This is a genomic window from Streptomyces sp. NPDC001933 (genome assembly GCF_042890955.1).
Lineage (GTDB): Bacteria > Actinomycetota > Actinomycetes > Streptomycetales > Streptomycetaceae > Streptomyces.
This window is the reverse complement of the sequence record NZ_JBIASS010000020.1, coordinates 129,476-151,672: the sequence shown is the minus strand read 5'-3', so window position 1 is coordinate 151,672 and position 22,197 is coordinate 129,476. Positions and strand designations below refer to the sequence as shown.

Sequence of the window (22,197 nt, the reverse complement as noted above, 5' to 3'; positions counted from 1 at the left end):
TTGGACTGGAGGGCTCCGAGTCGCCGCAGGTCGTTGACGGTGTCCGGTCACGGCGACTACTCAGGGCACATGTCGCGAAGATTCACTTCGGCGGGCGCTGTCGCCGCCGCCTCAGCCGCCGTCCTGGCGCTGGTGGGGACCGCGCTCCCCGCCACCGCCGCCTCCGCCCCCGCACCCGCCGCAGTCGGGCCGGCCGTCCCCGCGGGCGCCACCGTCATCGGGTCCGGGCAGCTCTCGGTCGCCGTCGCCGACGACTTCCCGCGCGTCCTTGCGTACACCGACAAGGCCACCGGCAGTCAGCTGTTCGGCAGCACCCAGCCGGTCACCGCCGTGACCCTGAACGGCACCGCGCACCCGGTGAAGCTCAAGGGCGCCCCCGTGATCACCGCCTCGGCCGCCCGCTACACGCTGGTCTTCACCGGCCTGCCCGGCATCGAGATCGACGCCTCGCTCTCCGTCTCCGGACGCGCCACCACCTTCAAGGTGACGGCCGTCCGCGACACCGAGGCGTTCCGCGTCGGCACCATCGACATCCCCGGCCACGACCTGGTCTCCGTCGGCTCCACGGACAACGGCGGGGCCACCGCCTTCACCCGGCTGGACAACGACTCGACGAAGACCGCCGACGTCTTCTCGAAGGTCACCGCGGACACCGCCGCCGACAAGGCGCCGGTCGGTGCCTCGTACGCCATCGTGAACACCGGTTCGCTCGCCGCGGCCGTGGAGTCCAACTCCTCGTACGACAAGCCGTCCGGCGCCACCGGCGGCGACGACGCCCGGTTCTGGCACCAGGCCCGCAAGGCCGACGACGGCAGCGTCCGGGTCGGCGTCTGGTCCGGGCAGTGGACCTACCGCGGGGGCGGGGCGCCGAAGCCGGAGAGCGGGAACAACCTGCCCTGGGCGAAGGTCGTCGTCACCCCCGACGCCAACGGTGACAAGGCGGTCGACTGGCAGGACGGCGCCGTCGCGTTCCGCTCCATCGGCGTCGTGGCGCCCGGCAGCAAGGACACCCCGGACCGGGTCGTCACCCACATCCCGTTCAACTTCGCCAGCCAGGCCACCCACCCGTTCCTGCGCACCCTCGACGACGTCAAGCGGGTCTCCCTCGCCACCGACGGCCTCGGGCAGCTCGCGATCCTCAAGGGCTTCGCCTCCGAGGGCCACGACTCCGCCCACCCCGACTACGGCGGCAACTACAACAAGCGCGCCGGCGGGCTGAAGGACCTCAACGAGCTCCTGAAGGACGGCAAGAAGTGGGGTGCCACCTTCGGCGTCCACATCAATGACACCGAGGCGTACGCGGAGGCCAACGCCTTCGACGAGAAGCTCGTCGACAAGACCAAGCCGGGCTGGAACTGGCTGGGCCAGAGCTACTACATCGACCAGCGCCGCGACGTGAACAGCGGCGACCTGGCCAAGCGGATACAGCAACTGCGCGACGAGACGGACCGCAACCTCAGCCTGCTCTACTTCGACGTCTACTACACGCACGGCTGGATCCCCGACAAGACCCTCCAGGAAGTGCAGCAGCAGGGCTGGAACGTCGCCACCGAGTGGGCCGACAAGTTCGAGCGCGGCTCGCTCTGGTCGCACTGGGCCAATGACCTCGACTACGGCGGCGCCACCAACAAGGGCCTCAACTCGAAGATCATCCGGTTCATCCGCAACGGCGAGAAGGACGTCTGGAACAACGACCCGGTCCTCGGCCAGACGGCCATCGAGGAGTTCGAGGGCTGGACCGGCGAGACCGACTGGAACGACTTCTCCAGCAACATCTGGCAGCGCAACCTGCCCGCCAAGTACCTCCAGCACCAGAAGATCACCCGCTGGGACGGCAACGACATCACCTTCACCGGCGGTGTCCGGGGCACGGTCGAGGACGGCAGGCGGACGTTCTACGACCACGGCCGCAAGGTCCTCAGCGGCACCGACTACCTGCTGCCGTGGGACGGCGGGAAGAAGCTGTACCACTACAGCAAGTCCGGCGGTACGAGCAGCTGGGCGGTGCCGTCGAACGGCACGTACACCGTCTACGAGCTCACCGACAACGGCCGGGTCAAGACCGGCACGGTCAAGCCCGTCGACGGGAAGATCACGCTGACCGCCAAGGCGGGCCAGCCGTACGTCCTCTACCCGCAGCAGGCCCCGAAGGCCGCCGACCCCCGGTGGGGCGAGGGCACCCCGGTCGACGACCCGGGCTTCAACGACAAGGCGCTGGCCGCCTGGTCGAAGACCGGCACCGTCGCCCGTGAGACGGACGCCAAGGGGCTCACCAGCGCCCAGCTCTCCGGCAGCGCCACCGCCGCGCTCTCGCAGCGCATCGACGGCCTCGCCCCCGGCAAGCGCTACAGCGCGTCCGCCCTCATCGAGGTCCAGCCCGGGAAGAGCCGGCACACCACGCTCTCGATCGGCGGGAAGTCCGTCTCGGTGGACCGCTCCACCGCGAAGGACTACGTCGCCGCGTCCGAGCGGCACGGCACGTACTTCCAGCGGGCCAAGGTGAACTTCACCGCCCCCGCGAACGGCAGCACCACCCTGCGCATCGAGGCGGCCGGGGGCAGCTCCGCGAGCGTGCGGGCCGATGACGTACGCATCGTCGCCAATGCCCCGGAGACAAAGGCGAACACCCTCTCCTACGAGGACTTCGAGGCCGTCGACCAGGGCTGGGGCCCCTTCCTCAAGGGCGACGCGGGCGGCTCCACCGACCCCCGCACCGTCATCTCCCAGCTGCACGCCCCGTACACCCAGGCCGGCTGGAACGGAAAGCTGATCGACGACGTGATCAGCGGCAAGGAGTCCCTCAAGTCCCACGAGGAGAACTCCGGACTCGTCTACCGCACCGCCCCGTGGACCGTGCCGATGTCCGACGGGCACCGCTACAAGGTCGAGTACGACTACCAGTCCAGCCACGCGGGCGCCTACGAGTGGGTCGACGGCTACGACCGGATCACCGCCGACGGCAAGCCCGGCTCGGTCGAGACCCGGACCACCGCCATCGGACAGCAGCGCACCACCGGCCACTTCGCCGAGACCGTCATCGCGGGCTGCGGCGACACCTGGACCGGGCTGCGCAAGCGCGGTGACGCCCCCGACGGCGCCGACTTCGTACTCGACTCCTTCACCGTGACCGACCTCGGCCCGGCCCCCGACTCCGAGCAGGCCGCCTGCGGCACCCTCGCCGTCGCACCGGCCGCCGAGACCCTGGAGCCGGGCACCGCCAACACCGTCAAGGTCTCGTTCACCAACTACGAGGCGACGGCGGCGACCGGCGTCGCACTGAGCCTGACCGTGCCCGAGGGCTGGCAGGCGGAGCCCACCGGCGCCGTCACCTTCGACTCCGTCGCGGCGGGCGCCCAGGTCACCGGCAGCTGGCAGGTCACCCCGCCGGTGGACGCCAAGTACCAGACGTACGGCCTGAGTTCCGAGGCGGAGTACACCGTCGGCGGAGCGCGGCGCACGCTCGGCGCGCAGACCTCCGTACGGACCCTGCCGCCGCCGCCCACCACCGACAGCTGGGCCAGCGACCTGGACTGGACGGCCTCCCAGAACGGCTGGGGCCCGGTGGAGAAGGACCTCTCCAACGGTGAGACCGGCACCGGCGACGGCTCCCCGCTGACCATCGGCGGCACCGTCTACACCAAGGGGCTCGGCAGCCACGCACCGGCGAGGGTCCGCTACTACCTGGGCGGGAAGTGCACCTCGTTCACCGCCCAGGTCGGCGTGGACGACGTGCAGAAGAGCGCCGGCAGCGTGCAGTTCTCCGTCACGGCCGACGGCACCGAGAAGGTGAAGTCGCCCATGCTGAAGGCGGCCGACAGCGCCTGGTCGCTGACGGCGGACGTCACCGGGGCCAAGTACGTCGAACTGGTCGTCGGCGACGGCGGCGACGGCAACGGCAACGACCACGCGGACTGGGGCGACGCCCGCTTCCACTGCGGCGGCTGACGCGATCCGATGCGGGGCGGGGCGGTCCCTGGCGGGCCGCCCCGCCCCGCATCACGCGTACGGTGGCGGCTCCCGCTCCCTGACACCGAGCGGCTCCCGCTCCGTGACATCGGATGGACATGGAGTGACCGGAGTGTGTCCGGGGTCTGGGAGCGGCCCCCGCTGCGCGCGTATTCTCGTGCGGCATGGGGGAGCTGAGGGCGGACTGGCGGATCCGATTACGGCGGGACGACGCGAACGGGCCGGTCTGCGGTGCCGGTGTGCTGCTGACCCAGGACCGGGCACTCACCTGCGCGCACGTCGTGGGGGAGCCGGACGCCCGGATCTGGGTGGAATTCGCCGAGAACCCCGCCATCGCCCCGGTCGGGGCCCGCGTCGCCGAGGGCGGCTGGCTGCCCGGTCTCGGCGCGACCCGCGAGGACATCGCCGTACTCGCCCTGGACAGCCCGCGCCCGCACGCCACCCCCGCGACGCTCGAACGGCGCCTGGAGCGCGGCGGCGAGGTGTGGATCGGCGGCTACGCGCGCTCCTTCGCCGACGGGATGTGGCTGACCGGGCGGATCAGCGGAGCGCACGGCGCCTGGATCCAGCTCGACGCCGCACGCAACGAACAAGTGGTGAAACCCGGGTTCAGCGGCGCCGCCGTGCAGGTGCGCGGCGGACCGGCCGGAACGCCCGAGCGGGTCGTCGGGATGGTCGTCAGCTGGCGCGGCGACCTCGATCTGGCGCTGCCCGCCGACAACGACCTGGCGTTCTCGTACATGATCCCGATCGACCGGATCGCCGAACTCGTCCCCCTGGTCGCCGAGTTGAGCGGCCCGGACGGCTGGGACCACGGCCTGGACCGGCGGCTGCGCAGATGGTTCGCCGGAGGTGAGGAGCCCGCGGTGCGCTTCAGCGTCGTACCGCACGGCGGCGGCCGCGACCGCACGCTCAGGCACCATCTGCACCGCGCCCATCTCGTCTACCGGGGTGGCCGCACCGTCCCCGAGGACTTCGTCGGTGAACTGGTGACCAGGCTGCGGCCGCCCCGCCACCAGGCCCAGGCGTACCGCGAGTGGCTGCTCTCGGGCGGCACCCCGCCCGAGCGGGCGGCGGACGGGGACCCGGGGAGCGCGGGGCCCACCCTCGCCGTGGTCGGGCTCGACGAGGACCGGCGGCCGCACCGGCTGGTGCCCCTGCTCGCCCGGGTGCGGACACTCGGCTTCCGGCTGCTCGTCATCGTGCGGGACAGTGGCGGCGACGAAGTGGACGAGGTGGTACGGCAGTTGCTGGTACCGGCCCTCGATGAACGGGCCGTCGAACTGGTCCGCCGCGTCGAGGAGATCGAGAAGCAGTGGGCCGGGCTGAACGGCCTGGTGGAATCCGCCTCCCTGGGCCCCCGGCCGCGCACCGAGGCGGCCCGCCACCGACAGCAGCTGGCCCGGCTGCGCACCGTCGGCGACCCGCGCGAACGGCTCACCGCCCTGCGCGCCCTGCTGCGTGAAGTCCGGGCGGAGCTGGAGCGGCACGGCCGAGCGGACGTACCCGGACCGCGCGGCGAGCACGGCCGGGCCGGCCGCCGATGAGGATCCCCTGCCCGCACCGCCGGTTCACCGGAGCCCCCTGCGACGGCGCGGTGCGGTCCACCGGCTACTGCGACACCTGCGGCCGCTCCGAGGACGGCCCGGGACTCCCGCCGCTGCCCACCGCCCCCGACCGGTGCGGCCCCCGGCAGCTGCTGGAACTGCCACGGCTCGACCCGAGCACCCCCGACCAGCGGCTGAGCGCCGCCGTGACCCGGGCCCACGTCCGGATGAGCTGCTCGTCGAAGTCCTGCGCCACCTACTTCGTCGCCCCGTACACCGCCGCCCCGCCGCCCGACGAGGGCCACTGCCCCAGGTGCGGCGCCCCCTACTCCTACCGCCCCGAACTCGACCGGGACGGGCCGCTGCTCCAGGGCCAGTACCGCATCCTCGGACCCATCGCCCACGGCGGCCAGGGCTGGGTCTACCTCGCCCGCGACACCCACCTCGAAGACCTCGTCGCCGTGAAGGGGATGCTGAACCGGTACGCGGAACGCGGCGCCGCCCAGGCCGCCGAGGAGCGCCGCAGCCTCGTCGCCATCCGGCACGAACGCATCGTCCAGATCCGGGACTTCGTCAGCACCGTCAGCGCGGACGGCACCGTCTCCGGCGGCTACATCGTGATGCAGGACGTCGGCGACCGTACCCTGTCCGCCGTCGTCGAGGCGACCCGGCAGGGCAACTTCGTCCTCGACATCGAACACGTCATCACCTACGGCTGCCAGATCCTCGAAGCCCTCGCCCATCTGCACGGCATGGGCTTCCTGTACGGGGACATGAAGCCGTCCAACGTCGTCCACCAGCACGACGGCGTGAAGGTCATCGACCTCGGCGGGGTCCGCAAGCAGGGATCCACCGAACCGCCGCCCGTCATCACCCCCAGATACGCCGCGCCCGAGATGGTCAGCGGCAGCCCGCTGACCGTCGCCCACGACATCCACACGGTCGGTGCGACCCTGGCCGAACTGGCGGGCTGGGCGGTCGGCGACGACGTACCCGGCCTCGGCACCAGCTCCTTCCGGCTGGTGGTGGAACGGGCGACCGACCGGGACCCGGAACGCCGGTTCGCCGACGCGGAGGAGATGGCGGGCCAGCTGCGCGGGGTGCTGCGGGAGATCCGGGCGCTGCGCGGCAAGCAGGACCGGACCGAACCCTCCGCCTACTTCACCCCGTCCACCCGGCTGCTCGGCGGGCGGCTGGGCGCCGTACCCGACTACGCGCACTGGCTGGAGCGCACCCCGCACCGCCGCGACCTGACGCCCAGGGCGCCCGCGCTGGACACCGGGCTCCCCACCCCCACCGAGATCGCCCGGCGGCTGCCGGTGCCCAGGCCCTACCCGGGGGACCCGGAGGCCGCCCGGTTCCTGGTGAGCAGCTACGACCCCGGACGGCTGCTGACCCAGCCCGCCGAGGGCGAACAGTCGGTGGAGATCTGTCTGCACAACGCCCGGCTGCTGCTCGGCCGGGAGGGCGCCGAAGCACTGAGCCTGGCGCGCGAACAGGTGGCGGCGGCGGACGCCATACCCGGACCGGGGCCGGTGCGGCAGTGGCGGCTCAGCTGGCACTGGGGGCTCGTCGCGCTGCGCAGCGCGGAGGTCCTGGACGACCGGCGGCAGCTGCTGGAGGCCGCCCTGGAGCACTTCGCCGCCGTCCACCGCGCGCTGCCCGGCGAGTACGCCGCGAAGCTGGCCCTGGCCTACGCCGCGGAACAGCTCGGCCCGGACCGCCCGGCCGGTCCGATCCCGTCGGCGTACGAACTCTTCCGGGCCGTGCACGCCCGCAACCCCTCCCACGTCGGCGCCGCGCTGGGCCTGGCCAGGCTGGCGCTGGAGCGCGGCGACCGGGACGCTGCGGCCGAGGTCCTGGACCTGGTGCCGGACGAGTCGCGGGACCACGCCGTCGCCCGGATCGCCGCGCTGCGCATCCGGGCGGCCCGGCTCGCTGCGGGCGGACGGCCGCTGCCCGGGACGCGGCGGATCGACGCCGTGCTCGCCGCGGTCCCGCTGCGCGAGGGCGGCCACGGACCGCATCCGGCGTCCGTGGTGACGGGCGACGAGTCCGCCCGGCTGCTGCGCACCGAGCTGTACGAGTGGAAGCTCGACGCGGTCCGGGCCGAGGCCGGCGACCCGCGCCACGACGGCCGCTGGTGGCGGCGGGGACTGCCACCGCCACCGGTGCCCGGGGAGCGGGCCGTACGGGAGGACCTGGCCCGGTGCTACCGCTGGATGGCCCGGCAGTGCAGGGACACCGCCGACCACGAGAAGCTCATCGACCTCTCGCACGCCGTCCGCCCGCAGACCCGCTACTGGTTCCCGCCCCGGCGCCGCACCCCTGGAGGCAGTTGAATGGGCCGCACCGCCGCGTCGCCCGGACTCGGAATCGGCCTCACCGTCCAGGTCGCGAAGAAGCAGCGGCCGGACCGGGACGCCCGGATCGACGCCCATGTGCGGGTCCGGGCGGTCGCCGCCGGGCCGCGCGACCGGGTGCCCGCAGTCGACATCGCGCTGGTCATCGCGGTGGACGTGGCCGCCGGGCGGCGTGACGCGGCCGTTGCCGCGCTGACCGGGGCGGTGGGCGCCCTGCCCGACGGAATCTCGTACACCGTGCTGGGCGGCGGCGGGGAGCAGTGCTACCCGCTGCGCGGCCGGTGGGCGCTGGCCGGGCCCGACGACCGGCGCCAGGCCGCGTTCAGCGTCGGACGGATCTCCGCGTCCGCCGAGGGGCAGGAGCCGGCCGGCTACACCACCTGGCTGGCCAGGGCGCGCGAACTCTTCGCCGAACGCCCCCTTCCTGTACGGCACCTGGTGCTCGTCACCGACGGCGGCAGCCGGGGCGAGGGGGACGACGCGACCCGCCCGGACAGTGCCCTGAGCATCGAACTGGCCGCATGCGAGGGCGAGTTCACCGCCGATGTCATCGCACCGGGAGCCGGCTGGGATCCGGCCCCGCTGCTCGCCGTCGCGGAACGGCTGCACGGCACCGCCGTGTCCTCGCCCGACGCCTTCGCCCCCGCCGTCGCCACTGCCCTGGTCAGGCTGCGCCGGGTCCGCAGCCCCGAACTCCCCATCGTGGTGACCGTGCGCCCGGCGGTGCTGGAAGTGACCCTGACCGAGATCGCACCGCACCAGCAGCGGCTGGAGCCGGACCGGGTCCGGGACGATCCGCACCGGCTGGAGTTCCGCACCCACCAGTGGCAGCCGGAGTCCCGCGACTACCTCCTCACCCTCCGGGCCGACGCGAGCAACGACCCGCTGGGCGTGCCCCTCCAGCTCGCCGCGGTCTCCGTCGGCGGCGCCACCGAGCCGGTCGTGGTCCGCTGGCTGCCGTCGGGCACCGCCGCGGCCACCGCCCGCATCTCCGGCGCCGTGGGCCGCAACATCCACACGATGAACGTCTCCACGCAGATGCGGACCGCCCTCAACCACGGGTACGCCGCCCTCGACCTGGAGAGCCGCGAGCGGGCCGAGGCGCAGCTCGGGCTCGCCGTCCGGCTCGCCACCGAGATCGCCGCCGACTGGGTCCTGGACGAGGTCCGCAAGGTCGCCCGCATCGTGGACGGCCCGCAGGGACGGGTCCGGATCGGGTCCGCCGTCGACCCGGGCGCCGTCCGCCAGGGGATGCTGAGCATCACCTCCGGACACCCCGTGGAACTGCCCGCCTTCCCGGCACCCGGGCCGGGGACCCGCTGCCCGCACTGCGACCACCCGGCCGGACCCGCGGCCGTGTTCTGCATCGACTGCGGGAGGCAGCTGTGAGCCCCGGACCGGTCCGCCCGCGCAGGAACACCTACCGCTCCCGGACCCGGCGGCTGCTGGAATGGCACCTGGCCGCGCTGCTGGTGGCCGCCCTGGTCTCGATGACCGCCCTGCTCGTCTCGTACCGGGAGGTCCAGATCTCGGCCGGCGAGATGCGCACCCGCGGCGCCCCGGCCGTGCAGGGCGTGGCCGCCACCCAGCTCGCCCTGCTGCGCGCCCACGAGGAGGCCCGGACATCCGTGCGCAAGCGCATCGCCGATGTGGTCGGCGCCGGCGCGCGGTACGAGAACCAGCTTGCTGCCGCCGACCAGGGCCTGTCCCGGCTCTCCGACGTACAGATCGACGGGGACCGCGGCCGCGGGGTGCTCGAAACCGTGAACGGGCTGCTCACCTCGTACAGCAGCTCCATCACCCCCGGCGCGGTGAAGTACGTGCGGGACGAGCCGATGCAGCAGGAGAAGTTCAAGGAGGCCGAGACCCTGCTCACCCGCAAGGGCACCGGTGTGGTGCCGCGTCTGGACGTCCTCCAGGGACACCAGATGGCCAGGGTCGACACGCTCGCCTCGATGAGCCCCCTGCGGTGGACCGGCTGGGCGGTCGCCGAACTCGGCCTGCTGGCCATGGCCCTGATCACCCTCTCCGCGCTGTGGACGCTGCGCACCCGCTGCGGGCACAGCCGCGATCTCTGCCTGCTGGTCTCGCTGCTGGCCGTCGTCTTCCTGGCGACGGTCCCGCTGATCGCGACGAGCAACACCCAGGACCGGCTGGGCGCGGCCCGCGACGGACTGGTCCTGATCGAACAACAGGCCCGGAACCACGCCGACCTGGCCGAATCCCAGCAGGACGTCACCGACACGGCGACCGGGGTGCGCGCCGGGCTGGCCGCCCAGGGCTGGCAGAGCGGCATCTACTACGGGGCGCTCGCGGCCGGCGCCCTGGTCGTGCTGCTGCCCGCCGTCGGCATCGGCCGGCACCTGAACGCCGACTACTGGAGGGCCGGATGACGGTGCGTGCCCGAGCACTCCTGCTCCTGCTGTGCCTGGCGCTGACCGCGGCGGGCTGCGGGCTCGCCGCACCCGGCGGCAGCGACGAACAGCCGAAGGTGACGATCCTCGGGCCGTGGACCGACATACAGGAGACGCAGTTCAAGGCGGTCCTGGACACCCTGGGCACCCCGTACTCCTACCAGGGCACCGCCGCCACCCGGGAGGTCCTGCTCGCCGCCGTGCAGGCCGGCAATCCGCCCGACATCGCGATCCTGCCCGGCGTCGGGGACCTCGTCGAGTACGCCGCGGAGGGGCGGCTGCGCCCGCTGGGCGGCAAGGGCGCGGCCGCGAAGTACGGCAGGCCCTGGCAACCGGAGGCGGAGGGCATAGAGGCCAATCTCTGGGTGCCGCTCAAGGCCGACCTCAAGTCCGTCGTCTGGTACCGCAAGGGCAGCCCGCCGCCCGCCCGCCCCGCGTCTTTCGCCTCCTGGTGCATCGGCATGGGCGACGACGGCGCGTCCGGCTGGCCGGGCAGCGACTGGATCGAGGACCTGATCCTCCAGACGGTGGGCCCGGTGCTGTACGAGCGCTGGGCGACCGGGGACCTGGAGTGGGCGGACGACCGGCTGGTCGACGCCTGGAGCCTGTGGGCCGGGCTGCTGGCCCAGGACAAGGAAGCCGCCGGCCGGGCCATGCGCGAGGACCACCGGGGAAAGCCCGGCGGGCACGGACTGCTCTTCGACGACACCAGGAAATCCGACGACAGCAAGAGATGTGCCCTGGAGCACCAGGGCTCCTTCGCCCGGTTCTTCTACCGGGACCGCAGCGGGCTGGCCGCCGTCACGGACTCCGCGCCGCTGCTGCCCTCGGGCCCGAGGCTCAAGGGCCGCGAGGTGTCCGCCGATTTCGCCGTGCTCTTCGGCGACTCCGCACAGGCCCGCGATCTGCTCACCCGGCTCACCTCGCGCGGGGCCCAGCAGGAGTGGGGCCGCAGGGCCGGGGTATTCTCGCCGAACGCCGACGTGCCCGCCCCGAAGGGGACGGTCGAGAAGCAGATCAGCGACCGCCTCACCGACCAGCGCGTGCCGCTCTGCCTGGACGCCTCCGATGTGATGCCCGCCGCCGTGCGGGACGCCTTCTACGAGGCGGTGCTGCTGACCATGGCCCACCCCGATGCCCCGGTGCGACCCCGGCTCAAGGACGTCCAACGGGTCCAGGAGGCCCAACCGGACGACACCCGGAGGCTGACAGGGGTGTGCAGCAGACCACAGTGAGTCTTTGTCGGACTCGCACAAAGACTGCCCCGTACTGGCTGGTACTTCGCCTGCACGCCGTCCGGGTTCTGTTGGGCTCCACCAGGAAACGGGTCACGAGACTGTACGGAGTCGACGGCAGGATTTGCTTGTCCGGCTTCGTAGGGTCGGTACATGACCGTTGTGGACGAAACCCCGGGCGAGCCGAGCGACACCCGTGGCCGGGTGGCCGAACTGCTGGCGCTGCGTGAGCAGGCCCGTCGCGGACCGAGTGACCGGGCGACCGAGGCGCAGCACGCCAAGGGCAAGCTGACGGCGCGTGAGCGCATCGCGCTGCTCCTGGACGAGGGTTCGTTCAAGGAGGTCGAGCAGCTGCGCCGGCACCGGGCGACGGGGTTCGGCCTGGAGGAGAAGAAGCCGTACACCGATGGTGTCATCACCGGCTGGGGCACGGTCGAGGGCCGCACGGTCTTCGTGTACGCGCACGACTTCCGGATCTTCGGCGGTGCGCTGGGCGAGGCCCACGCCACGAAGATCCACAAGATCATGGACATGGCCATCTCGGCCGGTGCGCCGCTGGTGTCGCTGAACGACGGCGCGGGCGCCCGTATCCAGGAGGGCGTCTCCGCGCTCGCCGGTTACGGCGGCATCTTCCAGCGCAACACCCGGGCCTCGGGTGTGATCCCGCAGATCAGCGTGATGCTCGGCCCGTGCGCGGGCGGCGCGGCCTACAGCCCCGCGCTGACCGACTTCGTCTTCATGGTCCGCGAGACCTCCCAGATGTTCATCACCGGACCGGACGTCGTGAAGGCGGTCACCGGTGAGGAGATCACCCAGAACGGGCTCGGCGGCGCGGACGTGCACGCCGAGACCTCGGGCGTCGCGCACTTCGCGTACGACGACGAGGAGACCTGCATCGCCGAGGTCCGCTACCTGATCGGGATGCTGCCGTCCAACAACCGCGAGAACCCGCCGACCGCCGCGAGCGACGACCCCGCCGACCGGCGCGGCGACGTCCTGCTCGACCTGGTCCCGGCCGACGGCAACCGCCCGTACGACATGCACAAGGTCATCGAGGAGCTCGTCGACGACGGCGACTACCTGGAGGTCCACGAGCGCTGGGCCCGCAACATCGTCTGCGCCCTGGCCCGGATGGACGGCCAGGTCGTCGGCATCGTCGCCAACCAGCCGCAGACCCTGGCCGGCGTCCTGGACATCGAGGCCTCCGAGAAGGCGGCCCGCTTCGTCCAGATGTGTGATGCATTCAACATTCCAATCATCACTCTTTTGGACGTACCCGGCTTTCTGCCCGGGGTCGATCAGGAGCACGGTGGAATCATTCGGCACGGGGCGAAGCTGCTCTACGCGTACTGCAACGCCACGGTGCCGAGGATCTCGCTGATCCTGCGCAAGGCCTACGGCGGTGCGTACATCGTGATGGACAGCCAGTCCATCGGTGCGGATCTGACGTACGCCTGGCCGACCAACGAGATCGCGGTGATGGGCGCCGAGGGTGCCGCCAACGTCATCTTCCGTCGGCAGATCGCCGACGCCGAGGACCCGGAAGCCATGCGCAATCGCATGGTCAAGGAGTACAAGGCGGAACTGATGCATCCGTACTACGCAGCCGAGCGAGGCCTGGTCGACGACGTCATCGACCCCGCCGAGACCCGCGAGGTGCTGATCGCCTCGCTCGCCATGCTCCGTTCCAAGCACGCAGACCTGCCGTCCCGCAAGCACGGCAACCCCCCGCAGTAGTCCGCACACCGCGCAGCACCCCTGCCGAGCCCGCGAAGACCTGCCGAGAAGACGGAGAAACAACCCATGAGCACTGCTGCCGAGTCCGTGCTGCGCGTCGAGAAGGGCCTTGCCGACCCCGAGGAACTGGCCGCGATAACCGCGGTCCTGCTCGCCCGCGCCGCGGCCCAGCCCGCCACGCCCCCCGCCCACCGGGGCCGCAGCACCGCCGGCTGGCGCCGCCTGGAACGCACGCCGGGCTTCCGCGCCCCGCACTCCTGGCAGGGCTGACACACCACGCGCGAAAGGGCCCCGCACTCCTTCGGGATGCTGTTGGTTAATTCGGGGCCGTCTGCTTCGCCCCGCTGGTCGTCAGATCGGCGGGGCGAAGTGCTGCGAAGTGGCTGGTGCGGGTGCGGGCTCGTGGGGTGCCGATGAGGTGGGCGTCGATGCGGGCGAGGTTGATCGCTGCTCCGGTTAGCTGGTGCTGGAGGCTGGTTTTGGCAAGCCCGCGGTAGCGGGATCTGCGCAGGCCGCAGCGGTTCACGGCCTGGGAGATGGCGCCTTCAACACCGGCGCGGAGCTTGTAGCGTTCCTTCCACACGTCGGTCTCCTGCTCGGCCCGGCGCTGGTGCAGGACCTCATGGATGTCTCGGTCCTGGAGGGTCAGCTTGCGGCGCGGTCCGCGGGTGCAGGAGTCCTTGACCTGGCAGGGGCCGCAGTCGGTCTTCGAGAACTGCACCCGGATCTCGATCTTGTCCCGGACGGGTTCCCTCGCCCAGCGGGTGCTGTGCTTCCCGCCGGGGCAGGTCACCGTCTGCCGGTCCCAGTCGATGCTGAACGCACCGATGGGAAAGCCTGTCCCGGCGGCTCCGGCCCTGTTCTGCCAGCCAGTGCCGGGCATCATCGGCCCCACCAGCTCCACGTTGTGCTCGCGCCGGGAGGCCACGATGTGGCGGGCGGTGGCATAGCCGGTGTCGACCAGGTGCTCGTCGGGAAGCAGCCAGCGCTCGGCGAGAGCGGCGTGGACGGCTGGGACCATGTCGAAGTCACTGACCGTCGCCTCGGTGGTGGCGACGTTCGTGATCAGGTCCGGCATGTCGGCCCCGCAGGTCTCGGTGAGGTGGACCTTGTATCCGTCCCACATCGTGTCGCGTTTGACGCTGCCGCGCGCTTCGATGTCATAGGGGGTGACCAGGCGAATCGCGCCCGGCGGCCGGTCTTTTGGGTCCCTGCGCCGCACCTCGCCCTCGACCAGATGGAAGTGCTGGACCCACATCTGGCGCAGGACCTCCACCTCTGGCACCGCCCGCAGTGCGGCAGGCGCACTGGGTGAGAAGACGGTCTCAAGCAGCTGCGTCCCGTCGGTTCCGATCCGCCGGCCGACCTCGTCCCGCTTGGCCGGAGTCTTGGGGAACCGTGAGTCCTCGGCGCGGGTGGCGTAGTGCCGGAACCACTCCGGCTCGGCGACCTCGGCCAGCCAGTCGGGAGCGGTGACGGCGAGAGTGTTCAGGGCCGCGCGCAGAGTTTCGGCGACCATCTCCAGCCAGCACATGTCCCGCGCCGCCGACAGCACGTGCGTGGAGTCGGTGCGGGCTTTGCCCCTGCCGGTGAGCAGCCCCTTGTCCCTGGCCGCAGCAAGGATGCCGTCCAGCACCCGCCGTCCGGCATCTGCCTGAACCAGCCGGTGCCGAAACTCCGAGAGGACGGAGAAGTCGAAGCCCGGATCATCCAGCCGGAGCCCGAGAGCGTACTTGAAGTCGATCCGGGCCCGGACCGCCTCCGCGGCCTGCCGGTCGGTCAGCCCCTCCACGAACTGCAACACCAGCACCAACGCAAGGCGTCCCGGTGACCAGGCAGGCCGCCCCCTTGACGGGAACAGGTCCGCGAACTCCTCGTCCGCGAACAGCGGTCCGAGCTCATCACGGACCCGGATCGCCAGGCTCCCCTTCGGGAACGCGGCCCGCGCCACCCGCACCGTCTCTGCCGGGATCTCCCCAGATCCCTCTGGCTGCATCGACATCCGCACCCACCCCATACGACAACGTCGGCCTTCAAGACCACAACCGGGTCTCGAAGGCCGACGTCACGCCAGGCCCCGAATTAGCCAACAGCATCCTTCGGGAGTGCGGGGCCCTTCCGATTGTCCGGACCGTGGGGCCCTACCGCAGGCGCGCCATGAGGGCGTGCTCCACGAGCGTGATCAGCGCACTCTTCGCGTCCGCGCGGTGCCGCGCGTCCGTCGTCAGGATCGGCGTGTCCGGGCCGATCTGAAGAGCTTCGCGGACCTCGTCGGGGGTGTAGGGCTGGTGTCCGTCGAAGCCGTTGAGGGCGATGACGAACGGGAGGCCGCTGTTCTCGAAGTAGTCGACGGCGGGGAAGCAGTCGGCGAGGCGGCGGGTGTCGACGAGGACGACGGCGCCGATGGCGCCGCGGACCAGGTCGTCCCACATGAACCAGAATCGGTCCTGACCGGGCGTACCGAAGAGGTACAGGATCAGGTCCTGGTCCAGGGTGATACGACCGAAGTCCATCGCCACCGTCGTGGTGGTCTTGTCCCCGGTGTGCGTCAGGTCGTCGATGCCCGCGGAGGCGGACGTCATCACGGCTTCGGTGCGCAGCGGATTGATCTCCGAGACGGCACCGACGAACGTGGTCTTACCCACGCCGAAGCCCCCTGCCACCACGATCTTCGCCGAGGTAGTGGAGCGGGCTGCTCCGCCGCTAGAGCTTGCGAAGTCCACTGAGCACCCTTTCGAGCAGTGTCACATCTGGCTGGCCGCCGGCGGACTCGTCGCCGCCGGGCTGATGGATAGCGACGAGTCCGGCCTCTGCCAGGTCGGCTACGAGGATCCGGGCAACGCCGAGCGGGATCGAGAGCAGTGCCGAAATCTCGGCGACCGACTTGATCTCGAAGCACAGCCGGCAGATCCGCTGGTGCTCGGGCAACTGCCCTTGCAGCCGGGACGGATCAGCCGTGGTACTGACCAACGCCTCAATGGCGAGTTGGTAGCGCGGTCGGGTCCGGCCGCCGGTCATGGCGTACGGACGAACCAGCGGATTGTGCGCGGCGGGCGCGGCAGGCTCGGGGGTCTGCCGCGGCTGCACCGGCTGGATACGGGGAGCCTGGGGCGAGTCGTAGCGGTACGGACGCTGCGTGGGCCACCCGGAACCCTGCTGGGCGTCGTGCGGCGGCCGCGGGGGCTGCTGCGGCTGCTGCTGATAGGGCCGGTAAGGCTGCTGGGCGCCGTGTCCGCTGGGTGCGGAGGGGAAGTTGAACCGGTTGTCCCCGTGCTCACCCGGTACCTGCTGGCCACCGTTGTACAGGTGTCCGCCCTGGGGTGTGTCCACGATTCCTCCTCCGACTACCGGTCCCGATCCCAGTGGGTCCGCGCCAACGCACCTTATGGCCCGGTGGCGCGAAACGCACTGTCTGTCTATTAGTTAAGAAGACTTCCCTGCAGTTCAGCACGGAGGTCCGGAGTGAGGACACTGCCCGCACGGTCGACGAGAAGTGCCATTTCGTACCCAACCAGACCGATATCGGCGTCCGGATGCGCGAGAACGGCAAGTGAAGATCCGTCGGAAATGGACATAATGAAGAGGAATCCGCGCTCCATCTCCACAACTGTCTGATTCACCGCGCCGCCCTCGAAGATCCGCGAAGCACCTGCGGTCAGCGAGGTCAGCCCGGAGGCGACGGCCGCCAGCTGGTCGGCGCGGTCACGGGGGAATCCCTCGGACATGGCCAGCAGGAGTCCGTCGGCGGAGACCACCACCGTGTGGGACACCCCGGGGGTGTTGTCCACGAAGTTGGTGATCAACCAGTTCAGATTCTGCGCCGCCTGGCTCATCGGGCTCACACTAACGCTCCTGGTTGTAGGTATTACTGTCGTCCGAACCCGCGCTGCGTCCCCGCAGCACGCCCCGCCGCAGGTTGCTCAACCTGCCGCGGACGTCCTCGGGGGCACGGGAAACCTGGGGGCCGCCCTGCAAGGTCTGCTCGGCCGTGCCCTCGACCAGATTGGCCTTGGGCACCCGCCGGGGGAGTCCGGACGGGGTGATCCCGCCCGCCTTCGGCTCCCGGAGCTTCTCGGCCCGCTCCCAGCGCTCGTCGTTGGCCGAGCGCCAGTCGTCGGAGCCGTCCGCGCCCGCCTGCGCGGGCTCCTGCTGCGGCGGTTCCTCCCGCTGCCGCTGCTGCTGCGCGGCGACGGGACGGCTGTTGCCGCGGCCGGTGGGCTGCCAGTGCTGCTGACCGCCCCGGCGCGGCAGACCGGCTTCGGTCAGCTCGGGACCGGAGTCGGGCGTGGGCCCCGGACGGTCGAAGCCTACGCGTTCCTGCGGCTCTGCGGGAGCGCTCGGGAAGGATTCCGCTTCCGCCGGCGCAGAAGGCTCGTACGCGCCCTGGTAAGCGCCCTGATCCGGCCAGTCGTCCTGGTGGGGCTGGGGAGCGAACTGCTCCTCGTAGGACGGCTGCGGGGCCTCAGCGGCCTCGTACACACCTTCCGTATAACCACCGGGCAGACTCTGGCCGGGCTGCTGGGCGAGGCCCGCGTCGGCCTGGTAGGGCTCGTAGCCGCCCTGGTACGGAGCCTGCTCGTACTGGCCTTGCTGCGGGAGCTGCTGGGGAGCCTGCTCGTACAGCTCCTGCTGCGAACCCTGCTGCGGCTCCTGGGCGTAGCCGGTCCCGGCGTACCCGCCGTCCCTGTACTGGTTGTCGGCGTACTGCTCCTGCGGGAACTGCTGGTGCTCGCCCGCCGTCTGCGCCTCCAGCGCCGCCCGGCGCTCCTCACGCATCAGCGAACGGCCCACCGGGTCCAGCTGCGCCGGGTCCGCCGAGGGCTGCTCGTAGCGCGAGTCGTCGAAGCCGAGCTCCGCCGCCGTGCGCATGTGCGGCTGGGACGGCTGCTGTTCGAAGCTCTGCTGCTCCGGAATGATCGAGGAGACGGTGAAGTCGTCCGTCGCGGCGGACGGTTCGCCGCCGCCGCCGTGGGTGATCGCGTCCGGCAGCATGACCAGCGAGGTGGTTCCGGCCTGCTCGCCCGAGGGGCGCAGCTGGACCCGGATGCCGTGCCGGTCGGAGAGCCGGCCGACCACGAACAGCCCCATCCGCTGCGACACCGCGGCGTCCACGGTCGGCGGGTTGGCCAGCTTGTGGTTGATGTCGGCGAAGTCCTCGGCGGTGAGCCCGATGCCCTTGTCGTGGATCTCGATCATCACGCGGCTGTCGGGCAGCCGGGTCGCGGTGACCCGCACCTTGGTCTGCGGCGAGGAGAACGTGGTGGCGTTCTCCAGCAGCTCGGCCAGCAGGTGCACGAGGTCGGTGACCGACTGGCCGTGGATCTCGGTCTCGGGCACCCCGGCGAGCTCGATGCGCTCGTACGACTCCACCTCGGAGGCGGCGGCCCGGAGCACGTCGACCAGCGGGACCGGCTGGTTCCAGCGGCGGCCGGGCTCCTCGCCGGCGAGGACCAGGAGGTTCTCGCCGTTGCGGCGCATACGGGTGGCCAGGTGGTCCAGGCGGAAGAGGTTCTCCAGCTGGTCCGGGTCGGCCTCGTTGTTCTCCAGGTCGGTGATGAGGGTCAGCTGGCCCTCGATCAGCGACTGGTTGCGGCGCGAGAGATTGGTGAAGATCGCGTTGACGTTGCCCCGGAGCATGGCCTGCTCGGCCGCCAGCCGGACCGCCTCGCGGTGCACCTGGTCGAAGGCGCGGGCGACCTCGCCGATCTCGTCGTGGCTGTGGATCGGGATCGGCTGGACGCGGGTGTCGACCCGGCCCGGTTCGGCCCGGGAGAGCTGGTCGACCAGCATCGGCAGCCGCTGCTCGGCTATCCCGAAGGCGGCGGTACGCAGTTGGCGCATCGAGCGGCTCATCTGCCGGGCCATGAGTCCGGCCAGGACGAAGGCGGCCAGCAGGGCGACGACCACGACGGCGGCGTTGATGACGGCGTTGTTCTTGGCGCTGGACGAGATGTCCGCGGCCTCGGTCACCGCCTTGTCGACGAGCTCGTCCTCGATCGTGGTGTAGCCGTCGAACTTGGCGGTGGCGGCCGCCATCCAGGTCTCCGGCGTGATGCCCTTCGCGGCCAGCTTCTCGGGCGACTTGCCCTGGCCGATCTGCTGGGCCATGCCGTCGAAGACCGAGCCGTCGATGCTCGGCGGGGCGACGAACGGGGTCCCCGCGGCGTCGGCCTCCTCCTTGGCCTGCTTCAGGTCCTTCGCGCCCTCTTCGGCCTTGGCGACCATGACCTGCTTCAGCCGGGCCGCGTCGGCCTCGGTGCCGCCGGAGTTGAACTCGCCGAGCGCGATCTGCTCCAGGTAGTTGTACGAGCCGAAGGCCTTGACCTGGGCGTCGAACTTGGCGCTCTCCTGGCTCGGACGCACCAGGAGGTGCATGCCGATGGAGCGCTGAAGCGATTCTGCAGCCTTGGCGAGCTCGATCGCGTAGACCGTACGGCCGTAGGCGGTGATGTTGCCGGTGCCCAGCCCCAGCTCGTTGCTGAACTCCATCAGCGAGTGCTGGACCTTGACGTAGCCCTCCTCCGTCTTCACTGGGTCCATGCCCTCGGCGAAGGCGGCCTTGCGCAGCTCGGGAAGGGTGGGCTCCTCCAGCTGGAACAGCTGAAGGCGCCGCTCCAGGCCCTGCTTCTTCGGCATGTCCTTCACGGCCGCGTCGAACTTTTCCGCGGCGGCGTCGGTGGTGGCCCGGACCTCCGCGATGATGTCGGCGTCCCGCTTGTTGGACAGCAGGGGCTGGGCGGAGAGGTCACGCTCGTTGAGCAGCGCCTGGCCGTACTCGGCGGCCGCGCGCACGATGAGCGCGGTCTTCTCGGCGTCCTGTGCCTCGCGCCAGGTGTCGATCGACCCCTTCACCTGGAATCCGCCCATGACCAGGCCGACCAGGACGGGGATCAGGAGGATCGCGTTCAGCCGGGTGGGAACCCGCCAGTTGCGCGGCGACAGCCGACTCGTGCTGCCACCGGGCACCGTGGCGTCGGACGCCTCCGCGGAGGACGCCGCAGCGCGCGGTGGCGGGGTGAAGTTGCCCCGCTCCCGCGCCGTGGAGTCCGCGTTCCTTCGCCTCACTCGACCAACAACCTCTCGGCGTCGGCACCTACGTTGTGCCGTATTTCGTTCAGGGCCGTACTACTCGGGAGTTCGACGAATTCCAGCACGGCGACCGGTCGCGTTCCAAACAGTCGGAATCTGTCATTCCGAGTGGCGCAGGCCTCGGATAAAACGGGCATAAAGAACGAGCCCCGCCAAAAGGCGGGGCTCATGTGAGCGCAGTGGCACCGTTCGGATGCGTCGGGTGTCGAACGCGGGGTAATTCTCTTTCGAAACGTTATGAACACGGGGGTGGATCGTGTCAAAGGACACAGTCCACCCCCGTCCGACTACGGTAACTACCGTACGGCAATACCGACTTGTGACTACTTGAGCCGGGCCATGAGGGCGTGCTCCACGAGCGTGATCAGACCGCTCTTGGCGTCCGCGCGGTGCCGCGCGTCCGTCGTGATGATCGGCGTGTCCGGGCCGATCTGGAGAGCTTCGCGGACCTCGTCGGGGGTGTAGGGCTGGTGTCCGTCGAAGCCGTTGAGGGCGATGACGAACGGGAGGCCGCTGTTCTCGAAGTAGTCGACGGCGGGGAAGCAGTCGGCGAGGCGGCGGGTGTCGACGAGGACGACGGCGCCGATGGCGCCGCGGACCAGGTCGTCCCACATGAACCAGAATCGGTCCTGACCGGGCGTACCGAAGAGGTACAGGATCAGGTCCTGGTCGAGAGTGATACGGCCGAAGTCCATGGCGACGGTCGTCGTCGTCTTGCCCCCGGTGTGCGTCAGGTCGTCGATGCCCGCGGACGCGGACGTCATCACGGCCTCCGTACGCAACGGGTTGATCTCCGAGACGGCACCCACGAACGTGGTCTTGCCCACGCCGAAGCCCCCTGCCACCACGATCTTCGCCGAGGTGGTGGCACGGGCCGCACCGCCGCTAGAGCTTGCGAAGTCCACTGAGCACCCTTTCGAGCAGTGTCACATCCGGCGCGCCGCCGGCCTCTCCATTGCCCGGCTGGTGGATGGCCACCATGCCGGCTTCCGCCAGGTCCGCGACGAGAATCCGGGCCACACCGAGCGGCATCGACAGCAGCGCCGACACCTCGGCCACCGACTTCACCTCACGGCAGAGGTGGCAGATCCGCTGGTGCTCGGGGAGCAGGGTCCCCAGATGCGCGGGGTCGGCCGTGGTGGAGACCAGTGCCTCTATGGCGAGCTGATAGCGGGGCCGGGTCCGGCCACCGGTCATGGCGTACGGGCGGACCAGTGGCTGGTCGCCTTCACCTTCGTACGACGCGTGGTGCAGTGCGCCGTACGGATCGGGTGAGGCGGGTGGCGGGGTCATGAATCCTCCGGGCGTGACAGCAGTACGTCGGCTTGCCGTCTGAAGGGGCCGGTGGGGGGCTCTAAGCGGCCTGACGGGTGAGGGATATGGGCATTACCTGGGGCAATCGAGTCTGTCATCGATCCATGGCCGCCTAGTGGAGCAGGCTGCCCTGGAGTTCGGCACGGAGGTCGGGGGTGAGGACGCTGCCCGCACGGTCGACCAGCAGAGCCATCTCGTACCCGACCAGACCGATGTCGGCGTCCGGGTGGGCGAGAACGGCCAGTGAGGAGCCGTCGGAGATGGACATCAGGAAGAGGAACCCGCGTTCCATCTCCACCACGGTCTGGCTGACGGCGCCGCCTTCGAAGATCCGGGAGGCACCCGCGGTCAGCGAGGTCAGCCCGGAGGCGACGGCCGCCAGCTGGTCGGCGCGGTCACGGGGGAATCCTTCGGACATGGCCAGCAGGAGTCCGTCGGCGGAGACCACCACCGTGTGGGACACCCCGGGGGTGTTGTCCACGAAGTTGGTGATCAACCAGTTCAGATTCTGCGCGGCCTGACTCATCGGGCT

The 22,197-nt window shown here is 70.9% G+C and carries 16 protein-coding genes; 8 read left to right on the top strand and 8 right to left on the bottom strand.

Annotated features, from left to right (window positions below):
• Positions 1-69: 69 nt before the first annotated feature.
• The 8 genes from ACFYY7_RS35940 (at position 70) to ACFYY7_RS35905 (ending at position 13,532) form a co-directional block, all read left to right on the top strand.
• A complete protein-coding gene (locus ACFYY7_RS35940) occupies positions 70-3,945 on the top strand; it encodes an endo-alpha-N-acetylgalactosaminidase family protein (protein WP_388667962.1) in 3,876 nt (1,291 codons plus the stop codon).
• Positions 3,946-4,130: 185 nt separating this feature from the next.
• Positions 4,131-5,513 carry a serine protease gene (locus ACFYY7_RS35935; RefSeq protein ID WP_388667961.1) on the top strand — a complete coding sequence of 461 codons (1,383 nt, stop codon included), beginning with the start codon at positions 4,131-4,133 and terminating at the stop codon, positions 5,511-5,513.
• Positions 5,510-7,855 carry a tetratricopeptide repeat protein gene (locus ACFYY7_RS35930; protein ID WP_388667960.1) on the top strand — a complete coding sequence of 782 codons (2,346 nt, stop codon included), beginning with the start codon at positions 5,510-5,512 and terminating at the stop codon, positions 7,853-7,855. Before ACFYY7_RS35935 ends, ACFYY7_RS35930 begins: the two co-directional genes overlap by 4 nt.
• Positions 7,856-9,265 carry a hypothetical protein gene (locus ACFYY7_RS35925; RefSeq protein WP_388667959.1) on the top strand — a complete coding sequence of 470 codons (1,410 nt, stop codon included), beginning with the start codon at positions 7,856-7,858 and terminating at the stop codon, positions 9,263-9,265.
• Entirely contained in the window at positions 9,262-10,269 is a 1,008-nt protein-coding gene (locus ACFYY7_RS35920) for a hypothetical protein (RefSeq protein ID WP_388667958.1), read from the top strand. The genes ACFYY7_RS35925 and ACFYY7_RS35920 overlap by 4 nt, the downstream gene beginning before the upstream one ends.
• A complete protein-coding gene (locus ACFYY7_RS35915; protein ID WP_388667957.1) occupies positions 10,266-11,525 on the top strand; it encodes a carbohydrate ABC transporter substrate-binding protein in 1,260 nt (419 codons plus the stop codon). Before ACFYY7_RS35920 ends, ACFYY7_RS35915 begins: the two co-directional genes overlap by 4 nt.
• Positions 11,526-11,678: 153 nt before the next feature.
• Positions 11,679-13,262 carry an acyl-CoA carboxylase subunit beta gene (locus ACFYY7_RS35910; RefSeq protein ID WP_388667956.1) on the top strand — a complete coding sequence of 528 codons (1,584 nt, stop codon included), beginning with the start codon at positions 11,679-11,681 and terminating at the stop codon, positions 13,260-13,262.
• A 66-nt stretch (positions 13,263-13,328) separates the two neighbouring features.
• Positions 13,329-13,532: an acyl-CoA carboxylase subunit epsilon gene (locus tag ACFYY7_RS35905; protein ID WP_388667955.1), complete on the top strand. Its 204-nt coding sequence runs from the start codon at positions 13,329-13,331 to the stop codon at positions 13,530-13,532.
• A gap of 46 nt (positions 13,533-13,578) precedes the next feature.
• Here the strand turns inward: ACFYY7_RS35905 and ACFYY7_RS35900 are convergent, their stop codons facing one another.
• From ACFYY7_RS35900 to ACFYY7_RS35865, 8 genes are all read right to left on the bottom strand, one after another.
• The gene (locus ACFYY7_RS35900) at positions 13,579-15,264 is read right to left on the bottom strand and encodes an IS1182 family transposase (protein WP_388667954.1); all 1,686 of its coding nucleotides are present in this window, start codon (positions 15,262-15,264) and stop codon (positions 13,579-13,581) included.
• Positions 15,265-15,403: 139 nt separating this feature from the next.
• The gene (locus ACFYY7_RS35895; RefSeq protein WP_014048542.1) at positions 15,404-15,985 is read right to left on the bottom strand and encodes an ATP/GTP-binding protein; all 582 of its coding nucleotides are present in this window, start codon (positions 15,983-15,985) and stop codon (positions 15,404-15,406) included.
• The gene (locus ACFYY7_RS35890) at positions 15,966-16,592 is read right to left on the bottom strand and encodes a DUF742 domain-containing protein (protein ID WP_388667953.1); all 627 of its coding nucleotides are present in this window, start codon (positions 16,590-16,592) and stop codon (positions 15,966-15,968) included. The genes ACFYY7_RS35895 and ACFYY7_RS35890 overlap by 20 nt, the downstream gene beginning before the upstream one ends.
• An 89-nt stretch (positions 16,593-16,681) precedes the next feature.
• A complete protein-coding gene (locus tag ACFYY7_RS35885; RefSeq protein WP_006127847.1) occupies positions 16,682-17,095 on the bottom strand; it encodes a roadblock/LC7 domain-containing protein in 414 nt (137 codons plus the stop codon).
• Between the two features lie 10 nt (positions 17,096-17,105).
• Positions 17,106-20,327 carry a nitrate- and nitrite sensing domain-containing protein gene (locus tag ACFYY7_RS35880; protein ID WP_388667952.1) on the bottom strand — a complete coding sequence of 1,074 codons (3,222 nt, stop codon included), beginning with the start codon at positions 20,325-20,327 and terminating at the stop codon, positions 17,106-17,108.
• Positions 20,328-20,674: 347 nt separating this feature from the next.
• Positions 20,675-21,256, bottom strand: a complete 582-nt coding sequence (locus ACFYY7_RS35875; protein WP_072487286.1) for an ATP/GTP-binding protein — start codon at positions 21,254-21,256, stop codon at positions 20,675-20,677.
• A complete protein-coding gene (locus tag ACFYY7_RS35870; protein WP_030978706.1) occupies positions 21,237-21,644 on the bottom strand; it encodes a DUF742 domain-containing protein in 408 nt (135 codons plus the stop codon). The genes ACFYY7_RS35875 and ACFYY7_RS35870 overlap by 20 nt, the downstream gene beginning before the upstream one ends.
• A gap of 133 nt (positions 21,645-21,777) precedes the next feature.
• Entirely contained in the window at positions 21,778-22,191 is a 414-nt protein-coding gene (locus tag ACFYY7_RS35865) for a roadblock/LC7 domain-containing protein (RefSeq protein ID WP_259934900.1), read from the bottom strand.
• Positions 22,192-22,197: the final 6 nt, after the last annotated feature.

Excerpts from the sequence above, each read along its gene's own strand:
- ACFYY7_RS35865 (WP_259934900.1), bottom strand. The coding sequence starts at position 22,191 with ATGAGTCAGGCCGCGCAGAATCTGAACTGGTTGATCACCAACTTCGTG.
- ACFYY7_RS35885 (WP_006127847.1), bottom strand. The coding sequence starts at position 17,095 with ATGAGCCAGGCGGCGCAGAATCTGAACTGGTTGATCACCAACTTCGTG.
- ACFYY7_RS35900 (WP_388667954.1), bottom strand. The coding sequence starts at position 15,264 with ATGTCGATGCAGCCAGAGGGATCTGGGGAGATCCCGGCAGAGACGGTG.
- ACFYY7_RS35915 (WP_388667957.1), top strand. The coding sequence starts at position 10,266 with ATGACGGTGCGTGCCCGAGCACTCCTGCTCCTGCTGTGCCTGGCGCTG.
- ACFYY7_RS35905 (WP_388667955.1), top strand. The coding sequence starts at position 13,329 with ATGAGCACTGCTGCCGAGTCCGTGCTGCGCGTCGAGAAGGGCCTTGCC.
- ACFYY7_RS35930 (WP_388667960.1), top strand. The coding sequence starts at position 5,510 with ATGAGGATCCCCTGCCCGCACCGCCGGTTCACCGGAGCCCCCTGCGAC.
- ACFYY7_RS35910 (WP_388667956.1), top strand. The coding sequence starts at position 11,679 with ATGACCGTTGTGGACGAAACCCCGGGCGAGCCGAGCGACACCCGTGGC.
- ACFYY7_RS35925 (WP_388667959.1), top strand. The coding sequence starts at position 7,856 with ATGGGCCGCACCGCCGCGTCGCCCGGACTCGGAATCGGCCTCACCGTC.
- ACFYY7_RS35940 (WP_388667962.1), top strand. The coding sequence starts at position 70 with ATGTCGCGAAGATTCACTTCGGCGGGCGCTGTCGCCGCCGCCTCAGCC.
- ACFYY7_RS35935 (WP_388667961.1), top strand. The coding sequence starts at position 4,131 with ATGGGGGAGCTGAGGGCGGACTGGCGGATCCGATTACGGCGGGACGAC.
- ACFYY7_RS35870 (WP_030978706.1), bottom strand. The coding sequence starts at position 21,644 with ATGACCCCGCCACCCGCCTCACCCGATCCGTACGGCGCACTGCACCAC.